This is a genomic window from Mesobacillus foraminis (assembly GCF_004340465.1).
Lineage (GTDB): Bacteria > Bacillota > Bacilli > Bacillales > Cytobacillaceae > Mesobacillus_B > Mesobacillus_B foraminis.
The window spans coordinates 1-25,639 of the sequence record NZ_SLVV01000018.1 but is presented as its reverse complement, the minus strand read 5'-3'; the positions used below and the strand labels follow the sequence as shown (position 1 = coordinate 25,639).

3 protein-coding genes are annotated in these 25,639 nt (G+C 48.3%); all 3 read left to right on the top strand.

What is annotated here, in order from left to right; translation table 11 throughout:
* The first annotated feature begins 185 nt into the window (after positions 1-185).
* The gene (locus EV146_RS24610; protein ID WP_158287214.1) at positions 186-3,854 is read left to right on the top strand and encodes a condensation domain-containing protein; all 3,669 of its coding nucleotides are present in this window, start codon (positions 186-188) and stop codon (positions 3,852-3,854) included.
* Positions 3,844-16,524 carry a non-ribosomal peptide synthetase gene (locus EV146_RS24605; protein WP_158287213.1) on the top strand — a complete coding sequence of 4,227 codons (12,681 nt, stop codon included), beginning with the start codon at positions 3,844-3,846 and terminating at the stop codon, positions 16,522-16,524. The genes EV146_RS24610 and EV146_RS24605 overlap by 11 nt, the downstream gene beginning before the upstream one ends.
* A 27-nt stretch (positions 16,525-16,551) precedes the next feature.
* The coding region (locus tag EV146_RS24600) for a non-ribosomal peptide synthetase (protein ID WP_132011337.1) at positions 16,552-25,639 on the top strand (9,088 nt) is incomplete at its 3' end.

The window sequence follows — 25,639 nt, the reverse complement described above, 5'->3', positions numbered from 1 at the left end:
GAAACAGTCTTTTTTTATGCATTTAAATAAGATAGGTCGTTATTTTTAATATAAAATATGTAAATTTTTATATTTTTTATTTAAAAAACTATGTCAAACATCGTATAATAATGGTAAACTTTTACTTATATTGTAGGAAATATATTTTTATTATAGTGGATTATATTATGAGGGGGTTTAGATTATTGAGTAACTCAAAAACTATTGAATTATTAATAGAAAAGCTAAGTAATATGAACGGAATTAAAGATTTTAAGATTACATTCTCAAATCCTGTCACATCTCCTCATGAAGATCTTCCGGTGGCCCCCTCCCTGAATGAATCTTGGATGGAACCTATTACATCAACGGATTACCATGAAGGACCCCAAGCTATTTTTCAAAATAATCTACTGAATAACAGGAACGTTGCCAGTACTCTACCTGAATTATTAAGGAAGGCTACCGGCTCTCGTGCTGGAGGTTTCGTCTTCCTGTCGCTAAATGGAGAAGAAGAAACACTATCGTATTCAGATTTTTATTCAAAATCTATAAATATTCTAGCAGGTCTTCAAAATAATGGTGTGGGTAACGGCCAATTTGCAATTTTGCAAATCGAAAATGTACGAAATCTAGTTTGCGGCCTATGGGCCTGTCTGCTAGGTGGAATCATTCCCATCCCCCTAAAGGCGGCCGGAGAATATACGAAGGAAAATTTTGAGGCGGCAAAGGTTTACAATACGTGGAGGCTGTTTCAAAAGCCAGTCATTCTTTCTGAGCAATCGCTATTCCCAGAAATAAAAAGGATAGGGAATTCTTGGGAGATGGAAGACCTATGTATCCTTTCTGTGGAAGATATGCTTGACCACAACCATTTACATGCAGTCCTTCATGAACCCAATGAGGATGAGATTGCATTAATATTGCTGACGTCTGGCACTACTGGGATGCCTAAAGCAGCCACGTATACACACAAAAATCTTCTATCCAATATAATCGCAAGCCTCCAAATGGTGCGATTGGAAGAAACAGACAACATCTTAAACTGGATGCCTCTCCATCATGCAGGCGGATTGTCCAGCATGCATTTTATGGGTATTTATTTAGGGTGTCGGCAAGTACTTACTAATATAGAAGCCTTCCTCGAAAACCCTATTAACTGGCTGGACTGGATTGATGAATATAAGATTACATACAGCTGGGCGCCAAACTTTGCTTTTGGCCATTTAAAAGATCGCCTAGAAGTGATAAGAAAAGGATCTTGGGATCTATCAACTATTAAATATTTACTAAGTGCAGGCCAGCCTGTGTCAAAAGGAACCTTAAATGATCTACTGTCGGAATTAGGAAAACATGGCTTTCGGGAGGAAGCTTTTTGTCCTCAATATGGGATGACGGAAGCATCCGGCCCAATCACCTTCGGAATCGGTTCTTCCAATTGGTCTTTTGTCTCAGGATCATCCTTTGGAGAAGCTGTTAGGCAGACGGAGGAAACCCATCCTTTTGCTGTGACATTTGCCAACCTTGGGAAACCGTTGCCTGGTTTGGCCGTCAGAATTGTTGACAGCCGAAACACTGTACTGAGGGAAGATGTGGTCGGAAGGATTCAATTAAAAGGACCTACCATAATAAAGAACTACTATAAAAACCCCGAGGCAACCGCTGAATCCTTTACTGAGGATGGCTGGCTAATTACCGGAGATCTGGGATTCTTAAGCGATGGAACGCTGACAATCACGGGCCGTGAAAAGGATATTATCATTATCAATGCTAAAAACTATTATAACTTTGAGATAGAGAATCAGATTGAAGAGTTGTTTGGAGTAAAAAAGGGGTTCGTTGCTGTATCAGCTGTCTCCAGTCCTGAACAGTCCAACGACGACCTGGCTGTATTCTTTTCCCCGATAAAACAGGATTCAGATTTGGAAAAGCATATTGCATTAGATATCAAGCATTATTTAGGAAGGTATCTAGGGATACAGCCTAAATACATTATACCTATCAATGAATGTGATTTTCCGATTACATCTACAGGGAAAATTCAGCGGGGTGAATTAGTAAAGTGTCTGATTGCAGGGGAATTCAATGACCTCATAGTCGAAATGCACGACTACAATTACATTGGTTTGGCTCAAGATGCTCCTCAAGACGAGAAAGAGGGGGACGATATGATTTGTGTTTACTATACCACTGATCAATTGTCATCTTCAGCGAGGCACTACTTCGAATTGAGGCAATATTTAGGCGATTTCGAAAGGACTTTACGTTTGATTCCACAATCTAATGATAATGACGCAGAAAAGCTTTTTTCCAGGAAAGAAAAGGGCGTGGTTGTCAAACTTACGAAAGTATTCTCAGAAATCCTACATAGGAAGATTGTTCGTACTACAGACAATTTTTATCATCTGGGTGGAGATTCACTCAAGGTCGCTCAATTGCTAAGTAGGGTCCGTTCCCAATTTGGGATCAACATAACCCCAAGGGAATTTTCCTCTAACCCGACGATCTTATTTACTGCAAAAATGATATGCGAGGCTACCGGGGATAATGATGGCACCTTATGTTTTCAATCTTTAATAGATTCCAAAGAAAGATTTGCCCCTTTAACACCTTCGCAGAGAAGCCTATGGTTTTTGTATCAGAAAGATATGGATTCTCCTGTCTACACCTCCACCTTTACACTTCATTTTAAGGGAGCATTAAATGTGGAGTGCCTAAAAGTAAGCCTAGAACAGGTTATAAATCGTCATGAGAGCTTACATACCCGTCTACGAATCTCAGATGGAGAACCACAACAATATTATCAAAATGACACACTTAAAATTAACATTCTGAATCTTTCCTTCCATGAAAACATAGTAAGAGAATCCAAAAAACAAGAGATTATCCAAAAAGAGGCTAACACACCCTTTGATCTCTTGCGGGATCCATTAATTCGTTTGAACATCCTTAGGATGGACAGTGACTATAGCATTCTGGTTGTATCCATCCATCATATTATTACCGACGGATGGTCCACTAATTTATTTGTTAAAGAACTCCTGGATACATATGAGCAGTTCAAAAGCGGAGGGGGATTTCCTAAGAAGAATGAACTTCAGTATGTACATTATGTGAATTGGCTTAACAACATGGTTTCCGATAGGAAGGCCGGTTTCCAAGAAAAGATTGATTTTTGGAAAAAAAGTCTAGATGGAGGAGTTCCATCTTTGAGCTTCCCATACGATTACAGCAGGCCGGCCATACTCACTCATGAAGGAAATTTCCTTGACGTGCAGCTAGATTCCCTTCTGTCAGAAAAAATACTCCAACATTGCAAAAAACTCGATGTCACGCCCTATGTTTACATGCTTTCTCTTTATTCATTCCTGTTGCATCGATATACAGGACAAGGCGAATTGGTTATTGGCACCGTAATGGCTAACCGAACATTCCGGGAATTTGAAACCATTATGGGTTATTTTGCGAATACCTTGGCTTTGAGGATTAATCTTGAAGACAAAAATACTCTAGAAGAACTGTTCCTTCACGTAAAACAGGTTGTCCTGGAGGCTCAGGAATATCAGGATGTGCCGCTTGAAGTGGTGATTGGGGAAATGGAAGTAAGGCAAAGCCGCAGTACATCACCATTATTCCAGACGATGTTTACGTATCAAAATGAACTTATTCATCATTACCAAATCAAAGATCTGCAGATTGAATTGACAGTCGAGAACAACCATACAAGCAAATTCGATTTCCTATTACATGTTTATCCGAAGGAAGGTTCCTTTCTACTAAGGATGGAATACAACACTTCTCTTTTACGGAAAGAAACCATTTACCGTTTTCTTGAACATTATAAAAGATTGCTGGAAGGGGTTGTTGAAAATTAAACTCTCGGAAATTAATTTTATAACCAAAACAGAGGAACAGCAATTATTGATAGATTTTAATAATAAAAATGTGAAATATCCTCGGGATAGGACGATTGTGGACCTTTTCCAAGAACAAGCTACGAAGGCACCGAACCGAATTGCAGTGACAACGGGGAAGGATATGTTGTCTTACGGCGAATTGCACAGAAAATCAAACCAGGTGGCCTCCTTTCTTAAGAAGCAGGGCACTGGCCGCCAACAGATTGTAGCCCTCCTTGCTGACCGTTCTCCGGAAATGATTGTGAGCATCCTCGGGGTATTGAAAGCGGGTGCTGCCTATCTTCCGATCGACCCGGATTATCCAGAGGAGCGGATTTCCTACATGCTTGAGGACAGCGGGGCAAAGAGCCTGATTGTCCAGCATCCGGAGGACGTCCCTGATGGGTTTAACGGCCAGGTGCTGGCGCTTTGGGAGCGTGAATGGGAGAAGGAGGATCCTTCGGACCTGGAAGGGGAGGCACGGCCGGATGATCTCGCCTATATCATCTACACCTCCGGGTCCACCGGGAAGCCGAAAGGCGTCATGGTGGAGCACCGGAACGTGGTGCGCCTCCTGTTCAACGATCGGAACCTCTTCGATTTCTCCGGGGAGGATGTCTGGACGATGTTCCATTCCTACTGTTTCGACTTTTCCGTGTGGGAAATGTACGGGGCCCTGTTATACGGGGGACGGCTGGTCCTTGTGCCGACCTTTGTGGCCCGTGACCCCGAGGCCTTCGCCCGGCTCCTCCTGAAGGAGGGTGTGACCATCCTCAACCAGACGCCTACGGCATTTTACCAGCTCTCCCGACAGATGGAGAAGGTAAAGCCCGATGGAATACCGGTACGCAAGGTCATCTTCGGCGGAGAAAAGCTTTCGCCGCTTCAGCTGAAGAACTGGAAACTGGCTTATCCTGCCACGCAGCTGATCAACATGTACGGAATCACGGAAACGACCGTTCATGTCACGTACAAGGAAATCACCGAGAAGGATATCGAGGCCAACATCAGCAACATCGGGAAGCCGATCCCCACCCTCCATGTGTATGTGCTGGATGGGCGGAGAAACCTCCTTCCTGTCGGGGTCAGCGGTGAAATGTATGTGGCAGGCGAAGGTGTGGCCAGGGGCTACCTGAACCGGCCGGAGCTGACGGAGGAACGGTTCGTCGAGAACCCGTTCACCCCGGGGGAGCGGATGTACAGGACAGGTGACCTGGCCCGATGGCTGGAGGATGGGAACCTGGAGTACCTCGGAAGGATGGATGACCAGGTCAAGATACGCGGCCACCGGATCGAGTTAGGCGAGGTCGAGACCCAGCTCCTTCGGCTGAATGGCCTCAGGGACGTCTTTGTCCAGGCAACGGAAGGCAAACAGGGGCATGTTCTCGCCGCCTATTTTACCGCGGGCCAAGAGCTGAGCGCTTCCGGGCTCCGTGCGGAGCTCGCGAGGAGAGTCCCTTCTTACATGGTCCCTTCATATTTCATCCAGCTTGAGAGTATGCCGCTGACTTCCAATGGGAAAGTGGACCGCCGCAGGCTTCCTGAACCGGAATGGGCCATGCCATCAGAGGCGGACCGTGAGGAGCCCCGGAACCCGATGGAGGCCCAGGTCCTGTCCATCTGGGAAGAGTTCCTGGACACTTCCCTCGGCATTGGGGACAGCTTTTTCGACCTCGGCGGGGACTCCATCAGGGCGATCGGACTCATCAGCACCATGAATAGTGAATTGGACTGGACCCTCCAGATCAAGGACCTTTACGAGTACCCAACGATAAAGGAGCTCATTGAACGTGCCGGTTCCCGTCGTTCATCAATTGAAGGGGATCTTGCGGTAAAAAGGAAGGAATTACAGGACCTGAAGGACCAGTTTTTTGCGGAACAACCCCACTTGGTCCATGAAGTGGAAGACGTTTATCCCATGAGCGACATCCAGCAGGGAATGGTTTTTTATTCCCTGAAGTATCCGGAAGGGGCGTTTTACCATGACCAGCTCGTGTATGAACTGGAAGATGATTCATTTGAACCTGAAAGATTGACCGAGGCCATGGTTTCCTTGATGAACAAGCATGAAATCTTACGGACGGGCTTTTTCCTGGATAACGGGCCTGTGCCGCTTCAAGTTGTCTACGGCTCCATTCCAGTCGATATCAAGGAGCAAGACCTGACGGCATTGGCTGAGAAACAGCAGGAGGATTATATCGAAGGACTCCTTATGGAAGACAGAGGGAATCCCTTCCCACTGGAGGAAGCACCGCTCTGGAGGCTCCAGGCATTAAAGCTGGACGACCGTAGGGTCGCCCTCGCCTGGATCGTCCATCATGCAATCATGGATGGCTGGAGTGTGGCCTCGTTCATGACGGAGCTCATCGATACTTACTTCAGGCTGAAGAAAGGCCCTTTGGAACTTTCCAAACTGGAGAGCAGCTATAAGGATTATGTCGTGGAGCAGCTCGTGGTAACGGATCAAAAAGATCTTTCGGCCTACTGGAAAAGGGACCTGGTAAATTTTAAAAGGCTGCAGCTGCCTTTTGAATCGGACCAGGAAACCCGGACAATTACGAAAGTTCTCGCGCCTGAACTTCTCGCTGAGCTAAAACGGGTTGCTAAGAACGAAAAAACCAATTTAAAGACCTTATGCCTGACTGCCTATCTCTCCGTGATGAACCTTCTTACGTTTGAAGAAGATATAACGATAGGCCTCGTCGAGAATGCCAGGCCAGTGGTGAAAGATGCAGAAAAGGTACTTGGATGCTTTTTAAACACCATCCCTTTCAGAATTTCGCTAGATAAAGAGGAAACCTGGAAGACGCTTTTAGACAAGGTCCATGGTAAACAAGTTGACTTGAAAAAATTCGGACGACTTTCCTTCAGGAAAATAACAGAGGTTATCGGTGCTTCAAGCGTTTCGGATAATCCTGTCTTTGATGTTCTATTTAACTTCATAGATTTTCACACCTATAAAAAAATCGATAGACATTCCATAACGCCAAGAAAAGAGAGCTATGAAAAAACCAACACAATATTTGATTTTACAATATCTACTACGCTAAATCGGTTTGAAATCAGGCTTGTTTCCTCCATCCAGGACTCAGCCATTGAGAGATTTTTAAATTATTTTGAACGAGCTTTAGGTGCCTTTACAGAAAATATGGATCAGGAGTTGAGTAATGGACAACTTCTTGGAAAAGAGGAATCCTCCTCAATACTACAGATATTCAACAACATGGGAACCGGATATCCTCGAGAGAAAACGCTGGTAAGCCTCTTTAAGGAACAGGTGACCAAGGTACCCCAAAACATCGCATTAATCTTGGAAGGGACCTCTTTGTCTTATGGGGAACTGAATAGGAAGTCCAACCAGGTGGCCCGCCTTCTCAGGAAACAGGGCGCAGGGCGCGGACAGATCATAGGCCTCATTGCCGACCGCTCTCCCGAGATGATCGTAAGCATCCTCGGGGCATCGAAAGCGGGCGCGGCTTATCTTCCGATCGACCCGGATTATCCAGAGGAGCGGATTTCCTACATGCTTAAGGACAGCGGGGCAGAGAGCTTGATCGTCCAGCATCCGGAGGATGTTCCTGATGGATTTAACGGCCAGGTGATATCGCTTTGGGAACGGAAATGGGAGAAGGAGGATCCTTCGGATCTGGAAGTGGAAGTCCGTCCGGATGATCTCGCCTATATCATCTACACATCCGGATCCACCGGAAAGCCGAAAGGCGTCATGGTGGAGCACCGGAACGTGGTGCGCCTCCTGTTCAACGACCAGAATCTCTTCGATTTCTCCGGGGAGGATGTCTGGACGATGTTCCATTCCTACTGTTTCGACTTTTCCGTGTGGGAAATGTACGGGGCCCTGTTGTACGGGGGACGGCTAGTGATTGTCCCGACCTTTGTGGCCCGTGACCCCGAGGCCTTCGCCCAGCTCCTCCTGAAGGAGGGCGTGACCATCCTGAACCAGACTCCTACGGCGTTTTACCAGCTCTCCCGACAGATGGAGAAGCTGAAGCCAGATGGAATGCCGGTCCGCAAGGTCATCTTCGGCGGGGAGAAGCTTTCGCCGCTTCAGCTGAAGAACTGGAAACTGGATTATCCTTCCACTCAGCTGATCAACATGTACGGAATCACGGAAACGACCGTTCATGTCACGTACAAGGAAATCATCGAGAAGGATATCGAGGCCAACATCAGCAACATCGGGAAGCCGATCCCCACCCTCCAGGTGTATGTGCTGGATGGGCGGAGAAACCTTCTGCCTGTCGGGGTCAGCGGTGAAATGTACGTGGCAGGCGAAGGTGTGGCCAGGGGCTACCTGAACCGGCCGGAGCTGACCGAAGAGCGGTTCGTCGAGAATCCGTTCTCCCCGGGGGAGCGGATGTACAGAACAGGCGACCTGGCCCGATGGCTGGAGGATGGGAACCTGGAGTACCTCGGGAGGATGGATGACCAGGTCAAGATACGCGGCCACCGAATCGAGTTAGGCGAGGTCGAGACCCAGCTCCTTCGGCTGAGTGGAATCAGGGACGTCTTTGTCCAGGCAATGGAAGGCGAACAGGGGCAGGCTCTTGCCGCCTACTATACGGCGGGCCAAGAGCTGAGCGCTTCCGGGCTCCGTGCGGAGCTCGCGAGGAGGGTCCCTTCTTACATGGTCCCTTCGTATTTCATCCAGCTTGAGAGTATGCCGCTCACTTCCAATGGGAAAGTGGACCGCCGCAGGCTTTCGGAACCGGAAGGGGTTCTGCAATTAGGGGAGGACCGAGAGGAGCCCCGGAACCCACTGGAGGCCCAGGTCCTGTCCATCTGGGAAGAGTTCCTGGACACTTCCCTCGGCATTGGGGACAGCTTTTTCGACCTCGGCGGGGACTCCATTAGGGCGATCGGACTCATCAGCACCATGAATAGTGAATTGGACTGGACCCTCCAGATCAAGGACCTTTACGAGTACCCAACGATAAAGGAGCTCATTGAACGTGCCGGTTCCCGTCGTTCATCAATCCAAGGGGATCTTGCGGGAAAGAGAAAGGAATTACAGGACCTGAAGGACCAGTTCTTTGCGGAACAACCCCACCTGGTCCATGAAGTGGAAGACGTTTATCCCATGAGCGATATCCAGCAGGGAATGGTTTTTTATTCCCTGAAGTATCCGGAAGGGGCGTTTTACCATGACCAGCTGGTATATGAACTGGAAGATGATTCATTTGAACCTGAAAGATTGATCGAGGCCATGGTTTCCTTGATGAACAAGCATGAAATCTTACGGACGGGCTTTTTTCTGGATAACGGGCCTATGCCGCTTCAGGTCGTCTACCGCTCCGTTCCAGTCGATGTGAGAGGGCATGACCTGACAGGTTTGGCTGGGAAAGAGCAGGAGGATTATATCGAACGCCTCCTTATAGAAGACAGACAGAATCCCTTCACCCTGGAAGAAGCACCGCTCTGGAGGCTCTGTACGTTCAAGCTGGACGGCCGCCAGGTCGCCCTCGCCTGGATCGTCCACCATGCCATCATGGATGGCTGGAGTGTAGCCTCGTTCATGACGGAGCTCATGGATGCCTACTTCAGGCTGAAGAAAGGCCCACTTGAACTTTCGAAACTGAAGAGCAGCTATAAGGATTATGTCGTGGATCAGCTCGTGGTTTCCGAGCAGGAAGAGTTGGCGGACTACTGGAAAGGGGAACTGTCAGACTTTAAGAGGCTTGAATTCCCATTTGGGGCCGGACCGGAAACCCATGCATATATTATGGAACTCAACGCCGACCTTCTGCCAAAGCTTAAAAGAGTCGCAAAGAGAGAAAGGACCAACCTGAAGACAATCTGCCTAACAGCCTATCTATTCATGATGCGAATGGTTACGTATGACAATGACCTGACGATAGGGTTAGTCGAGAATGGAAGGCCAGTTGGGAAAGATGCAGAAAAAGCGCTCGGCTGCTTCCTAAATACCATCCCCTTCCGCTTGAAGGTGGCTGATTCCGGCACATGGCAATCACTACTTGAAAAGGTCCACCGAAAACATGTTGATTTAAAGGACAAGGGCCGTTTTCCCTTCCGGAAAATCGTTGAGCTGGTAGGAAGAGCCGATGCTAGCGAAAACCCCATCTTTGATGCGGTCTTTAACTTTGTGGATTTCCATGTGTATGGTGGGTTGGAAGGATCTCCGTTGTCATATGGGTTCAATAGCTATGAGAAGACAAATACACTATTCGATTTTTCCGTATCAACCACATTCGACCGATTTGAAATAAGAGTGGTGACTGGTTTTCCAGAGCATGCCTTAAAAAAGTTGGTAAGGTATTATGAGTCAACTTTGGAAGAGCTTGCTGAAAACATTGAAAGTGAAATCTCTTCCCTTACTTTTTTTGAGGACAGAGAATTAGAAAAATTGCTTAAACAATTTAATAATACTTCGAGGGATTTTCCTGAAACCTCCACCCTGCAACAGTTGTTCGAAGGACAGGCCGAGAAGAACCCGGAAAGCGTCGCGCTGGTGCAGGATGGTGAGGGCCTTGTATATAGGGAACTCAATGAAATGGCCAACCGGATCGCCCATAGCCTCCTAAAACATGGGGTAAAGAGGGGACAGACCGTCGGGCTCATGGCGGAGCGGTCCTTTGGGATGATTGCCAGCATGCTGGGCATCCTCAAGGCTGGTGCAGCTTACTTGCCGATTGATCCAGGATACCCGGCCGAGAGGATCCAATACATGGTCGAGGACAGCGGGACCCAGCTGGTGCTCTTTGAAGGAGGCAGCCTGCCGGACACCTATGGTGGGAAGGTGCTGACAGTCGAGGAAGCCTTGCTGGAAAGGAATTCTTCGAATCCCGGCAAGAGCTCAGGGCCGGAAGACCTGGCCTATGTTGTCTATACTTCCGGCTCCACGGGCATGCCAAAGGGAAACCTGACCACCCACCGAAACGTGATCCGGACCATCATCAACAACGGCTACCTGGAAGTGGAAGAGACCGACCGGTTCCTCCAGCTGTCCAATTACGCTTTCGACGGGTCCACCTTTGACATCTATGCAGCCCTCCTCCATGGGGCGTGTTTGGTGCTGGTTCCGAAGGACACGGTTACGGACGCCGTGCGGCTATCGCGACTGATCCAGGAAGAACAGGTGACGGTCTCGTTCATGACGACAGCCCTGTTCAACACTCTCGTGGATGTGGACCTTGAAAGCCTGAAAGGGCTAAGGAAACTGCTCTTTGGAGGCGAGATGGTATCGGTGAAACATGTGAGGAAGGCCTATCGGGCGATGGGGGAAGACAAGTTAATCCATGTTTACGGTCCCACCGAAACCACGGTGTTCGCCACCGCCTGCCCCGTTACGGAGACCATGTTTGACCACCAGACTATACCGATTGGAAGGCCCATCAGCAATACATCGGTTTATGTACTGAGTTCAAGCGGCCAGCTCCAGCCGGAAGGGGTTCCGGGCGAATTGGCCATCGGCGGGGCTGGGGTCTCCCGTGGATACCTGAACCGCCCGGACCTGAACAAGGAGCGTTTCTTGGAGAACCCATTCGTTCCGGGAGATGTGTTCTATAAGACAGGGGACCTCGTACGCTGGCTGCCGGATGGGAACCTGGAATACCTGGGGAGGATCGATCACCAGGTGAAGATTCGAGGACACCGGATTGAATTGGGAGAAGTGGAAAGCCGTCTCAAGGAATTTCCTGCAATCCGGGAAGTTGCCGCCACCGCGAGAACGGACAGCCAGGGCCATTCCTACCTTTGTGCACATATCGTCTGGGAAGGGGAGAGAGCAGAAGCCCATTTGCGTGAGTACTTGGATCAACATCTGCCAGCCTACATGATCCCTACCCATTTTATCAATCTCGAGGAGCTTCCGCTCACACAAAATGGAAAAGTGGATAAGAGGAGACTTACTGTAGAAAAAGGACTTGCCGAGGGAGTGATGCCATACGAAGAACCCATCACAGATACTGAAAAGGCACTGGCCCATATATTTGAGCAAGTACTGGGAGTGGAACAGGTAAGCCTGAATGATAATTTCTTTGACCTTGGAGGGCACTCCCTTAAAGCCATGATTCTGTCAGCAAGGATTCATAAAGGCATGAGGATGGAAGTAAGCCTGAAGGACATTTTTACATTCCCTACGGTCAAAAAGCTGGCCCGGCACATAGGGGAGCTGTCTGAAAGTTCCTTCGAGTCAATCAAGCCGGCTGACGAAAAAGAGTACTATCCAGTATCTTTCGCCCAGAAACGTATTTATGTCCTGCAGAAGATGGAGCCAGAGGGCACTCATTACAATATTCCACTCCTGTTTAAAATGGAGGGGGAACTGGATCTTCGGAAGGTTCAAGATTCATTAAACAGGCTTATGCAACGGCATGAAAGCCTAAGGACATCCTTCCACTTTGCAGGAGGGCAGCTTGTTCAAAAAATACATGATGATTTGGATTGGCCATTGGTGTTTGTAGATGAACAGGAAACAGACATAGAGTCGATAAAAAAGGGATTCATTCAGCCATTCGATTTAAGCTCTGCTCCTCTTTTAAGGTCTCAGCTCGTAAAGGTGGACACTCAAACACATGTACTTATGATCGATCTCCATCACATCATTTCAGATGGAATATCTGTGAATATTCTGCTACAGGACTTTTATGATCTTTATCATGGCCGCTCCCTTGAAGAACCGGTCATCCAATACAAGGATTATGCCGTATGGCAACAGGACCACGGCGACTCCTTAAAATTAAAAGACGAGGAGCTGTTCTGGAAATACCGGTTTGAAGGTGAAATACCGGTTCTAGATATGCATTCCGATTTCCCGAGGCCGCAAGTACAGAAATTCGAAGGGGAAACCCTTCAGGTGGATTTAGGCAAATCGCTTACGAACAGGCTGAAATTATTCTGTTCCCAATCTGATGTCACCCAATATATGACGATGCTGGCTGCCTATCATGTCCTTCTGCATAAGTATACCGGACAGGATGATATCGTGATTGGCTCACCTGTTGCTGGACGTTCCCATGCAGATACGGAAAATGTTGTCGGCATGTTCGTCAATACCCTGGCGTTGCGCCATAAATCGAACGAAGCAGGATCTTTCGGGGAATTTTTAACCCAGGTGAAGAAGGAAGTGCTCTTGGCACAGGAGCATGGCGGGTACCCATTTGAAGAATTGGTGAAAAGCCTGGGTATCCCGCGGGTATTGAACCGAAACCCTTTGTTCGACACCATGTTCATCCTACAGAATATGAACGCGTTCACATCTGATTCTGATGGGCTGCAACTCACACTCATACAGAATGATACGCACAGCTCGAAATTTGATCTGAGCTGGATTGTAGAAGAAAGAGAGACCCTGCTCCTGTCGGTTGAATACAGCACCAACCTGTTTAAAAGGCAATCTGTGGAAAGGATGGCCAACCAGTACATTCACATCCTAAAGCAGGTCCTAAAGGATCCTGACATCCCAATTGGCACGATTGAACTGGCTACAGAAGGAGAGCAGCATGAGATTCTTACCCAGTTTAACAAAACCCGAACCGAGCAGAAAAAAACGGAAACCTTGCATGGCCTCTTTGAGCAGCAGGCGTTGAAATCACCTGAGAGAGTCGCCATTGTTTTTGGCAGCGATGAAATCACATACGGAGCCCTTAATAATCGAGCCAACCAGCTTGCAAGGGCTTTGAGGATAAAAGGGATTGAGAATAATCAAATTGTTGGATTGTTATTCGAAAAGTCGATTGACATGGTTGTGGCCATCCTCGGTGTTCTTAAAGCTGGGGCTGCCTATATGCCGATTGATCCTGGTTTCCCTGATGATAGGATACAGTACATGCTACACGACAGCATGACGAAAATGCTGATCGTCGAAGATTTTTCATTGGTTCCTGCACAGTTTAAAGGGAGCGTACTGGGAATGGATGATCCCTTAATTTCGTCACTTGAAACCCATAACCTTGGTGAAATGGCAACCGCGGAAGATCTGTCGTATCTCATTTACACTTCCGGTTCCACAGGTAAGCCAAAAGGCGTAATGGTGGAACACAGGAACGCTGCACGCCTTTTCCTCAATCAAAACGCTGTGTTCGATTTCGAGGAGAAGGATACATGGATCTTCTTCCATTCCTATTGTTTCGACGTCTCGGTCTGGGAAATCTTCGGTTCCCTGCTGTCAGGAGGAAGACTGGTTGTTGTGTCACAAATGGACAGCAGGAGCCCAGAAAAGCTCCTGAGTATCATGGATAAGGAACAAGCGACAATCATGTGTCAGACACCGTCCTCCTTTGTTCCATTGTCTGCAGAGCTAAACAGAAATTCCTACAACTTGAGGATCAGAAAAATCATGCTGGCCGGAGAAGCTTTATATCCAAGCCAGCTGGAGCAGTGGAGACAGATTTATCCTGACACACAGCTGATCAATATGTATGGACCGACGGAAACGGCCATTTATGCCACCTATAAAGTGATGAATCCTGAGGAAACATCCAACATCAGCAATATAGGAGTTCCTTTGCCAAACACCAAAGCGTACGTTCTTAATAAGCAGATGCAACTCTTGCCTCCAGGGGTGCCAGGCGAATTGTACATCTCAGGGACAGGGGTGGCAAGAGGCTATCTGAACCTTGAAGGGATGACACGCCAGAAATTCACGGAAGACCCGTTTGAAACTGGCCAGAGAATGTACCGCACAGGAGATCTTGCAAAGTGGCTTCCGGACGGCCAGCTGGAATATTTAGGGCGGATGGATTCACAGGTCAAAATTAGAGGCTACCGGATTGAACTGGGAGAGGTTGAAGCCCATTTGAACGCCCATCCTTCCATCAAGGAAGCGGTTGTGTCCGCAAGGAAAAGTGAAGAAGGGACCCTGTATCTCTGTGCATATCTGGTGCCAAACAAAGAATGGACCATTTCGGGACTGAGGGCACATTTATTAAGTACACTGCCGGAATATATGATACCTGCTTATTTTGTGGAACTGGATACCCTTCCGCTTACATCAAACGGAAAGCTAGATTTATCAGCACTGCCTGAACCGAAAGCAAGGAAAAGCCAAGAAAATTATAAAGCTCCACAAACCCATTTGGAAAAAACAATGGCCAATGTTTGGCAGGAGGTCCTACGGGTTGAGGAGATCGGCCTTAACGATAATTTCTTCGAACTTGGTGGAGATTCGATCAAGGCCATACAGATTGCGGCCAGGCTCTCTGAATTAAGGCTGAAGTTCGATATGAAGGACTTGTTCAAGAATCCTTCCATATCCCATTTAATCCCCTTTTTACAGTCCAGCCAGGCTGATGAGGAGCAGGGATTGGTTGAGGGACCCGTTCCCATCACCCCAGTGCAGAAATGGTTTTTCTCCCAGCAGTATCAGGAAGCAGGACATTTCAATCAATCCATAATGCTATTGAGGAAAGATCGATGGGACCCAATTTCTGTGAGGAGTTGCTTCCAAAAGATCTGTGAGCATCATGATGCCCTTCGTATGGTCTTCTCAACGGATGGCTGCTTACAGTATAACCGGGGACTGGAAGGCGTGGATTTCACGATTGAAGTACTGGACCTTTATGGAAAAGAGAATTCAAGGTCCTTGATAGAGAAGGAAGCGACACGGATACAAGGCAGTCTTAAGCTCTCAGAGGGACCGCTAATGAGACTTGGGATCTTCCATGCCGACGAAGGAAGTTACCTACTGATCGTCATTCACCATCTTGTGGTGGACGGAGTTTCCTGGCGGATCATCTTGGAGGATTTTGCCCATTTTTATGATGAAGGCGGATCATCCCTCCCAGCCAAAACCACTTCATACCAGTCGTGGGCAGAGGGACTGCAGCAATATGCAGGAAGCCAGAAACTGAAAAAGGAGATTCCTTATTGGCGGAATGTGGAATCCAAAAACGTCCCTCCACTCCCTAAAGACAGGATGCCTGCGAGGGTTCCTCTCTACGGGAATACCCAATCCACGGAGTTTTACCTTGGGGAAGCCGAAACGGAAGTGCTGTTAACAAGCGCTCACAGGGCGTACCGGACCGAAATAAATGACCTTTTGCTTGCTGCCCTTGCCCTTGCGTGCAAAGAGTGGACCGGGAAAGGTACCATGGCAGTAACCTTGGAAGGCCACGGGCGGGAAGACGTGGTGGAGAAAGCGAATCTGAGCAGGACCGTAGGGTGGTTCACAAGCATGTTCCCAGTGGTGCTTGAACTGGAGACAGATCTTCCTTCCTCCGTGATCAAGGAGGTTAAAGAAACCCTGCGCAATATACCAAATAAAGGTGTGGGATATGGGGTTCTCAAGTATCTCGTCCCCGACACGGGAATCACATTTAACCAAAAACCGGAAATCAGCTTTAACTATTTAGGACAGTTCAACGATGACAATTTGTTCAGCATGCCTATCGGGCAGCAAATCAGTCTCAGCAATGAGAATCAGTACCCTGTCCAGATAAACAGCTATGTATCAGGACGGCAGCTGAGGTTGATATTTCTTTTTGACCAGAGGAGCTTCAATAAAAGCAACATCAGATCCCTCGGGGAACGTTTCCTACATTACCTTTCCATATTGATCAAGCATTGTGAAAGCCAGGAAGAAACCGAAAAGACTCCGAGTGACTTCAGCATGACCAACTTGACTACAAGTGATTTAGAAGACATTTTTGAGGCTTTTGAGGAGAAAGGTTAAATCACATTAGATTGGGGGTTGCTGGGTGTGTTTAATAAAAAGAATGTAAAAGACCTATACCGTTTGTCTCCGATGCAGCATGGAATCCTATTTCATGGTTTAAATCATCCAAAGGACCATGCCTACTTCGAGCAGATGACGTTGGCAATAGAAGGAAAGCTTGATGTGGAAAATCTTGAGGCCGCATTAAACTGGATCATTGGAAAACATGATGTTTTGCGGACGGTCTTCCTTTACTCAAAAGTAAAGGAACCCACACAGCTTGTCCTTAAAAGCAGAAAAGCTTCCGTCCGGATGGAGGACATATCCTTTCTAAACGAGGAGGACAAGCATCCATTCATTGAAAATCTCAAGCGTGAGGACCGGGAAAGGGGATTCGATCTTTCCCGGGATCTCCTTTTCCGGTTGACCGTCATACGGTACGGCAGCGATGCATATCAAATCCTGTTCAGTTTCCACCATATTATATTGGACGGGTGGAGCATCGGGCTATTGCTCAAGGACCTTTTTGGGAAGTATACAGAACTTCAGTGCGGGCACCGGGGCTCAATCCAAAAATCCAACCAATTCAGTGCCTATATACGGTGGCTGGACCAACAGAATGAAGAAGTGGCAAAGAGATTCTGGGCCGATTACCTGGATGGTTACGAGGGTCTTTCCGGGATTCCTTATAAACAATCCAACCTGCCAGGAGCATTTAGGAGGGAAGAACTTCATTTCAGCTTAAATCCGGTGATCACCAGGAAGCTGGAAAATCTGGCAATGTCGCGGCATGTGACACTAAACGCCGTTTGCCAGACCCTTTGGGGGCTCCTCCTCCAGATATTGAATGACAAGGGCGATGTTGTCTTTGGGTCAGTGGTGTCCGGCAGGCCATCCGATATCCCTGGGGTCGAAAAGATTGCCGGGCTGTTCATAAACACCATCCCTGTAAGGATTTCAGCATCTGGCAAAGAGACGATTGCCGAGGTGATCGATCGAGTTCAGCAAGAATCATTGGAGGCTAAGTACCATGACTTTGTTTCCCTAGCTGACATACAGTCAGCGAATCCGGAAGGTGGCCCTGTCTTCGATCACCTTTTTGTATTTGAAAACTATCCTATGGACCCGGCTGGGTTAGACGGAAATCCCGGACTGGGGTTCAGGATAACCGGAGTTCAGGCGTTTGAACAGACGAACTACGACCTGGTTGTCCAGCTTCATTCAGGCGAAGAATTAAACGGTAAAATTACTTACAACGGCGCGGCCATTCCTAAGGAACTATTAAACAGGCTGCCAGTTTACCTCCAGAAATTGGCCGAGGTTGCAGTGGAATCCCCTTTTACCTCCATCGGAAACGTCCATCTCGTCACTGAGGAGGAAATGCAAATACTTGAGAGTTGGAACCAGACCAGCGAGGATTATCCGCAGGATAAAGTGCTCCCAGAATTATTCGAGGAACAGGCGAGAAACTTTCCTGACGAGATAGCCATTGTATTCCGTGACCGTACCATGACCTATAGAGAAGTGAATGAGAAGGCCAACCAGATAGCAAGAAGTCTAGAAAAGTTGGGGGTCTCACAAGGAAAGACGGTCGCCCTACTGATCGAGCGCTCAGCGGAAATGATCCTTGGCATCCTTGGTATCTTAAAGGCTGGGGGCGTCTATGTGCCCATCGATCCTTCATACCCTGCGGATCGGGTTCGCTTCATGGTCGAGGATAGCGGCGCCGGGCATATGGTCGTTGGGGAAAGGAGGCTAGTGCCTGCCCACTTCAAAGGCCAAACCCTTGTCTTAGAAGAGGACGGTTGGACACAGGAAGGGGATGGTAACCTTTCCAAGGTGAATAAACCGAGTGACACAGCTTATATCATCTACACGTCCGGCACTACCGGAAAGCCAAAAGGCTGCCAGATTTCTCACCGGAACGTCATCAAGACGGTAAAAAACAATGGATTCATTGAAATCACGCCTGATGACACGCTCCTACAGCTGGCGAACTATGCTTTTGATGGGTCGGTGTTCGATATCTACAGCGCCTTGCTGAATGGGGCCCGACTCGTGATCGCCCCGAATGAGGCGACAAGCGATCTCAAGGAAATCGCCAGGTTAATGAAGGAAGAGAGCATCACGGTCTCCTTTATGACCACGGCCCTGTTCAACTTGATTGTCGATGAAGAGATTTCGTGTTTAAGAAACCTTAGGAAAGTCCTGATTGGCGGCGAGAAAGCCTCTGTTCACCATGTCCGTAAAGCCGTCAAGCACCTGGGAGACAACCGAGTCATCAATGGATACGGCCCGACTGAAACCACCGTATTCGCGGTTACATACGAAGCAGACCATAAAGTAAAGCACTTAAACAACATTCCCATCGGCCGCCCTATGAACAATACCTTGCTCTATGTTGTCGGCCGCTCCGGCGGTCTCCTCCCGATTGGTGTGCCCGGGGAATTATACATAGGCGGGGATGGTGTCGGCAAAGGGTACCTGAACCATCGTGAACTGACAGACAAGTACTTTGTGGACAATCCATTCGGTGAAGGTAAGGTCTATAAAACAGGCGACCTGGTGCGCTGGCTCCCAAATGGGATGCTGGAATATGTGGGAAGGATGGACCAGCAGGTCAAACTCCGCGGGCACAGGATCGAACTGAGCGAAATCGAGCAAAGGCTGGCGGAATACCCCGGCATCCAAAACTGTGTAGTAACTCTAAGGGAGGAAGGGCCCCTTGCATCTTACCTTTGTGCCTATTATGTGTCTGACTATAAAGCCGAAACATTGGCATTAAAGGGCTTTTTGCAGGAAAAAATCCCAGACTTCATGATCCCCGCCACCTTTGTGCACCTGGAAGAACTCCCCCTGACCACTAATGGGAAGGTCGATAAGATGGCCCTTCCTGTCCCTAGGAAAAGGGTGGGGGTCCGTGGGGAATCAGATCCAGTAACCGAGACAGAAAGAATAATAGCAGAAATCTGGAAGGATATACTCGGGGTCTACAGGGTGGGCATGGAAGATAACTTTTTCGAACTCGGCGGCCATTCTCTCAAGGCCACACAGCTCACTTCCCGTCTGCATAAAGAGTTGAAAGTCGAGCTGCCGCTCAAAGCAGTCTTTTCCTGCCCAAGCGTTAAGGAGTTGGCTGATTACATACAGGCCACAGAAAAAGGCACATTTGACCGGATTCCGTCCTCCGGGCTAAGGGATTACTACCCAGCAACATCCTCCCAAAGAAGAATTTATTTGGCAGAACAGCTTCTGGATCATAAGAAAAATACGAGCTATAACGTTCCTTCCGTGTTTGAGGTTAGCGGCAACCTGGACTTGCAACAGTTGGAATATGCTTTTACATCACTGATCCACAGACATGATTCACTTCGGACATCTATCATTTCAATAGAAGGGGAAATTGTGCAGCAAGTGCATGAAATGACCAAATTCACCCTGGAGATCATGGAGTGTACCGAAAATGAGGCGGAACAGGCCATAGACGAGTTTATCCGCCCCTTCGATATCACGGAAGCCCCTTTGATCAGGGCGCGCGTCGTCAGACTCGGAAGCCAACGCCACTTGCTCATGGTCGACCTGCACCATATCATAACCGACGGAATCTCAATGAGCATCCTCATGCAGGAACTGGCCGACCTTTATATGGGGAACAAGCTTCCGGAAAAGACGCTTCAATTTAGAGATTATGCCGTTTGGATGGATAGTCGGGCCCAAAAAGAGCGCCTGCAGAAGCAAAAAGCTTTCTGGACAGACATTCTTCAAAAGGAAATGCCTGTGCTTGATATCCCGACCGATTACGCCAGACCGGTCGAAAGCGACCATAGGGGCGATATCAGCAGCTTTAAGGTGTCTCCAGACTTGCAGATGAAGCTGAAAAACTTCTCAGCGGAACACGGAGCTACAATGTTCATGACCTTTTTAGCGGCATACCATATCCTCCTGTCAAAGTATACGGGGCAGAAAGACATTGCCATTGGCACAGCGGTCGCCGGCCGGTCCCATGCTGACACTGAAGGGATGGTCGGAATGTTTGCCCATACCATCCCGTTGAGGAACTACTCTCATGACGGATGGACCTTCACGGAGTTTTTGAACGACGTGAAACAGATGGTCCTGCAATCCTTTGAACATTCGGATTATCCCATTGAGGACCTTGCAGGTGGCAACCGTTCCTTGAACCGAAACATCCTGTTTGACACCATGCTCACCTTTCAGAATATGGACTCCACAGAGCTTGAGATTCCCGGGCTGCATATTCAGCCATATTCCTGGAACTGGAAAAATGCCAAGTTTGACCTGAATTGGATCGTGATAGAGGACCAAGACCTTACCATCTCAGTCGAATTCAGCACTGCTCTTTTCAAAAAGGAAACAATTCATCGGATGCAAAGCCACTTCCAACATGTTCTCCTGCAAATCGTCAGCACTCCGGAAATCCAAATTTCCGATATCCAGCTGGTTAGCAGGGAAGAAGCCAGCATCCTGTTGGACTTCAGTGGAAAAAAGAAAAACTATCCGAGATCAAAAGCGATTCACGAAATCTTTGAGGAAAGGGCAGCAGTGACCCCCAATCATATCGCCATCTCAATGGGAACACGGCTGTTGACTTACCAAGAGTTGAATGAAAAGGCAAACCAAGTTGCCTGGAGACTGCAGAAAAAAGGGGTGAACCGATGCCAAACTGTCGGGCTCCTCATGGAACGGTCGCCTGAGATGATTGTGGCCATGCTCGGCATCCTGAAAGCGGGAGGGACATACGTCCCGATTGATCCAGGTTACCCTTCTGAACGGATTCATTTCATGCTCAAAGACAGCCAAGCCGAAATCTTATTGGCCCAGGACGAGCCATTGGTCCCGGAAGGATATTTAGGACAAGTACTGGTCATGAGGGACCGAGAGTGGGCTGGAGAAGCCAGGCAAAACCTTCCGAAAATAAATGAGCCAGGAGATGTAGCCTATATCATCTACACGTCAGGATCGACCGGTAAACCAAAAGGGAATCTAACGTCGCATCAAAATGTCATTAAGACCATCATCAACAACGGCTATATTGAGATCTTGGATACGGACCGGATCTTGCAGCTTTCAAATTATGCCTTCGATGGATCGGTATTTGATATTTACAGCGCCCTACTAAACGGGGCCACCCTTGTACTGATCCAGAAGGACATAGCGCTTGATATCAAGGCATTGGCTGAATATATCCAGAATGAGAACATCTCGGTCTCCTTCATGACAGCGGCGCTCTTCAATGCACTTGTGGACCTAGAAATTTCCTGTTTGAAGGGCATGAGAAAGATACTTTTCGGTGGGGAGAAGGCCTCCGCCAGACATGTAAGGAAAGCCTTCGATTACCTTGGTGAACATAGGCTGATTAATGGTTATGGCCCTACAGAGACGACCGTGTTCGCAGCAACTTATGCCGTCGATTCTGCAGTGGGAGAAACCATTCCAATCGGGAAGCCTCTCAATAACACCCGTCTATATGTAATGAACCAGAAATTGCAGCTTCAGCCTATCGGGGTTCCTGGTGAATTATGCATCGGAGGTGAAGGCGTAGGGAAAGGGTACCTGAATCTTCCGGAACTAACATCCGAGCGGTTTGTGGAAGATCCCTTGGGGACCGGAACATTGTACAGGACAGGTGACTGGGTGCGCTGGTTGCCTGACGGGAACATCGAGTACCTTGGGAGAATGGATGATCAGATTAAACTACGCGGGCACAGGATCGAGCTAGGGGAGATTGAAGCAAGGATCCTTGAAAACTCCGACATCCAAAATGCAGTCGTGACCATGTCCAGCAGTAACCAATACGGGGCTTTCTTATGTGCCTATGTGGTGGCAGACGCAGAATGGTCCGAACAGGATATATTGAGGGACCTCAAAGAGAAATTGCCTGAATATATGGTGCCCTCAAGCTTCGTCAGAATGGATAGGCTGCCATTGACTCCAAATGGGAAGGTTGACAAGGGGGCACTGCCACAGCCACTTGGCCACAGGGGACCCGAGGCGAGACACGAACAGCCTGAAGGGCTGGAAATCAAAATGGCGGACATTTGGAAAGAGCTTCTGGGCGTGGAAACAGTCAGCCGTCAGGATAATTTTTTCCAATTAGGCGGCCACTCCTTAAAAGCATCCGTCCTGTCCCATAGAATCCAAAAGGAATTTAACAAAGAGGTCTCTTTGCGGGACATCTTCACTTCTGCGACTCTCGAGAAGATGACCAGACTCGTTTCTCAATCCAAGGAAATGCAGTATGAGGCCATTCATCCAGTGGAAGAAAAACCGTTCTATCCGGTATCATCCGCCCAAAGGAGAATGTACGCTGTAAACATGCTGGAAGGGACAGAATCCGAGGTCCACTATAACATGCCAATCGTTATGGAGATAAAAGGGGACTTGGACGCCAACCTATTGGAGTCTGCATTAAAGTCCCTTGTAAACCGGCATGAATCCCTGCGGACTTCCTTCCACTTGGAGAAACAGGAACTTACTCAGAAAGTTCATACTGAAGTTGGATGGAGCATGGATTTTACACAGGTCGGAGAAGGAGAATTACAAGAACTGATCACTTCCTTCATACAGCCTTTTGATTTAAGCTGTGCGCCCCTATTCCGGGCCCAACTTGTAAAACTGGAGGAAAACCGCTTCATCTTGATGTTGGATATGCATCACATCATATCCGATGGGATTTCAGCCGGTGTGCTTTTAGAAAACCTTTCGCAAATGTACCAAGGGAAGAGGCTTCCTGAGTTGGCTGTTCAATACAAAGATTACGTATGCTGGCAACTTGAAACAGCCATGCAGGAGCGGCTGGAAGAGCAAAAAACTTACTGGCTTGACCGCCTTTCGGGAGAACTTCCGGCATTGGACCTACCCACGGATTATAAAAGGCCAAAGGTACAAAGCTTTGAGGGGAAAACGTCAAGCTTTGAATTGGCAACGGATGATTTTGCAAAACTGAAGGATACGTTCCTCACGGGTGACGGGACCACATTGTATATGGTTCTTTTAGCTGCTTACCATGTACTTCTGTCCAAATATACCAACCAAGATGATATCTTGATCGGGACGCCAGTAGCTGGGAGACCGCATGCAGAATTAGAACCCGTAGTGGGAATGTTTGTCAATTCCCTGGTGATTCGGAACCACTCTGTGGGGAATCAGTCCTTTCAGGAATTTGTGACCAAAGTCAAACTTGAGGTATTGAATGCTTTTGAAAATGCCGACCTTCCTATTGAAGAAATCCTAGAACACCTGGATTTTTCAAGAACTATGGACAGGAACCCATTATTCGATACGATGTTTACCTTGCAGAATATTGATACCCCGATCGAAATACCAGGACTGCAAATCGAGCCCTTTAAATGGAACTGGACCAGCTCCAAGTTTGACATGACTTGGGCATTTGCAGAAAAGGAAACACTCCAATTTACAGTTGAATATAAAACGAGTCTTTTTAAAAAATCGACTGTTGAAACAATGGCTAGGCATTATATCCACATCCTGAATCAGATAGCCAGCCATCCAGATAGCCTGTTGGCTGACATCGAACTGCTGACAGACAGAGAAAAACAACAGCTGCTTCAAAAGAACCATACTATTAAGGAATATCCGAGAGAACAAACCCTCCAGGGATTGTTTGAAAGGCAGGCAGCAGATAAACCTGAAAAGATTGCACTGGTTTTCGATCACAAGAACCTGACATATGGGGAGCTTAACGGAAAGGCCAACCGGATCGCTCGTAGCCTCCTAAAACATGGGGTAAAGAGGGGACAGACCGTCGGGCTCATGGCGGAGCGGTCCTTCGGGATGATTGCCAGCATGCTGGGCATTCTTAAGGCCGGTGCAGCTTACTTGCCGATTGATCCAGGATACCCGGCCGAGAGGATCCAATACATGGTCGAGGACAGTGGGACCCAGCTGGTGCTCCTTCAGGGAGGCAGCCTTCCGGGCACCTTTGGCGGGAAGGTGCTGACAGTCGAGGAAGCCTTGCTGGAAAGGAACTCCTCGAATCCCGGCAGGAGCTCAGGGCCGGAAGACCTGGCCTATGTTGTCTATACTTCCGGCTCCACGGGCATGCCAAAGGGAAACCTGACCACCCACCGGAACGTGATCCGGACCATCATCAACAACGGCTACCTGGAAGTGGAAGAGACCGACCGGTTCCTCCAGCTGTCCAACTATGCATTTGACGGGTCGACCTTCGACATCTATGCAGCCCTCCTACATGGGGCGCGTCTGGTGTTGGTTCCGAAGGACACAGTCACGGACGCCGTCCGGCTATCGCGCCTGATCCGGGAAGAACAGGTTACGGTCTCATTCATGACGACCGCCCTGTTCAACACCCTTGTGGATGTGGACCTTGAGAGCCTGAAAGGGCTGCGGAAACTGCTCTTTGGCGGCGAGATGGTATCAGTGAAACATGTGAGGAGAGCCTATCGGGCGATGGGGGAGGGCCGGTTAATACACGTCTACGGGCCCACCGAAACCACGGTGTTTGCCACCGCCTGCCCTGTTACCGCGTCTGTTGATGACTTCCATACTGTGCCGATCGGAAAGCCGATCTCCAATACGTCGGCATATGTGCTAAATCCGAGTGACCAGCTTCAGCCGGAAGGGATCCCGGGCGAACTGGCCATCGGTGGAGCCGGGGTTTCCCTCGGGTACCTGAACCTTCCAGACCTGAATAACGAGCGTTTCGTAGATAATCCTTTCGTGCCGGGAGATGTGATTTATAAGACAGGAGACCTTGTGCGCTGGCTGCCGGATGGGAACCTGGAATACCTGGGAAGGATTGACCAGCAGGTGAAGATCCGGGGGCACCGGATTGAACTGGGAGAAGTTGAAAATAGGCTGTTGTCATTCAATTCTGTTGTTGACGCAACGGTGGTGGCGAACAGGGATGAAAATGGTCAATCCTACCTCTGTGCCTATCTTATTACAAAGGGAGAGTGGGATATCCCGACAATCAGGCGGCATTTAAAAGAGGCTTTGCCTGACTATATGATCCCTTCCTATTTTGTGGAGGTGGTTACCTTCCCGCTGACGCCGAATGGAAAGATCGACAAAAAGGCCCTTCCCAAGCCATCAAGTTCACGGCCAGCGAGTGAAGGCTACACGGCACCGC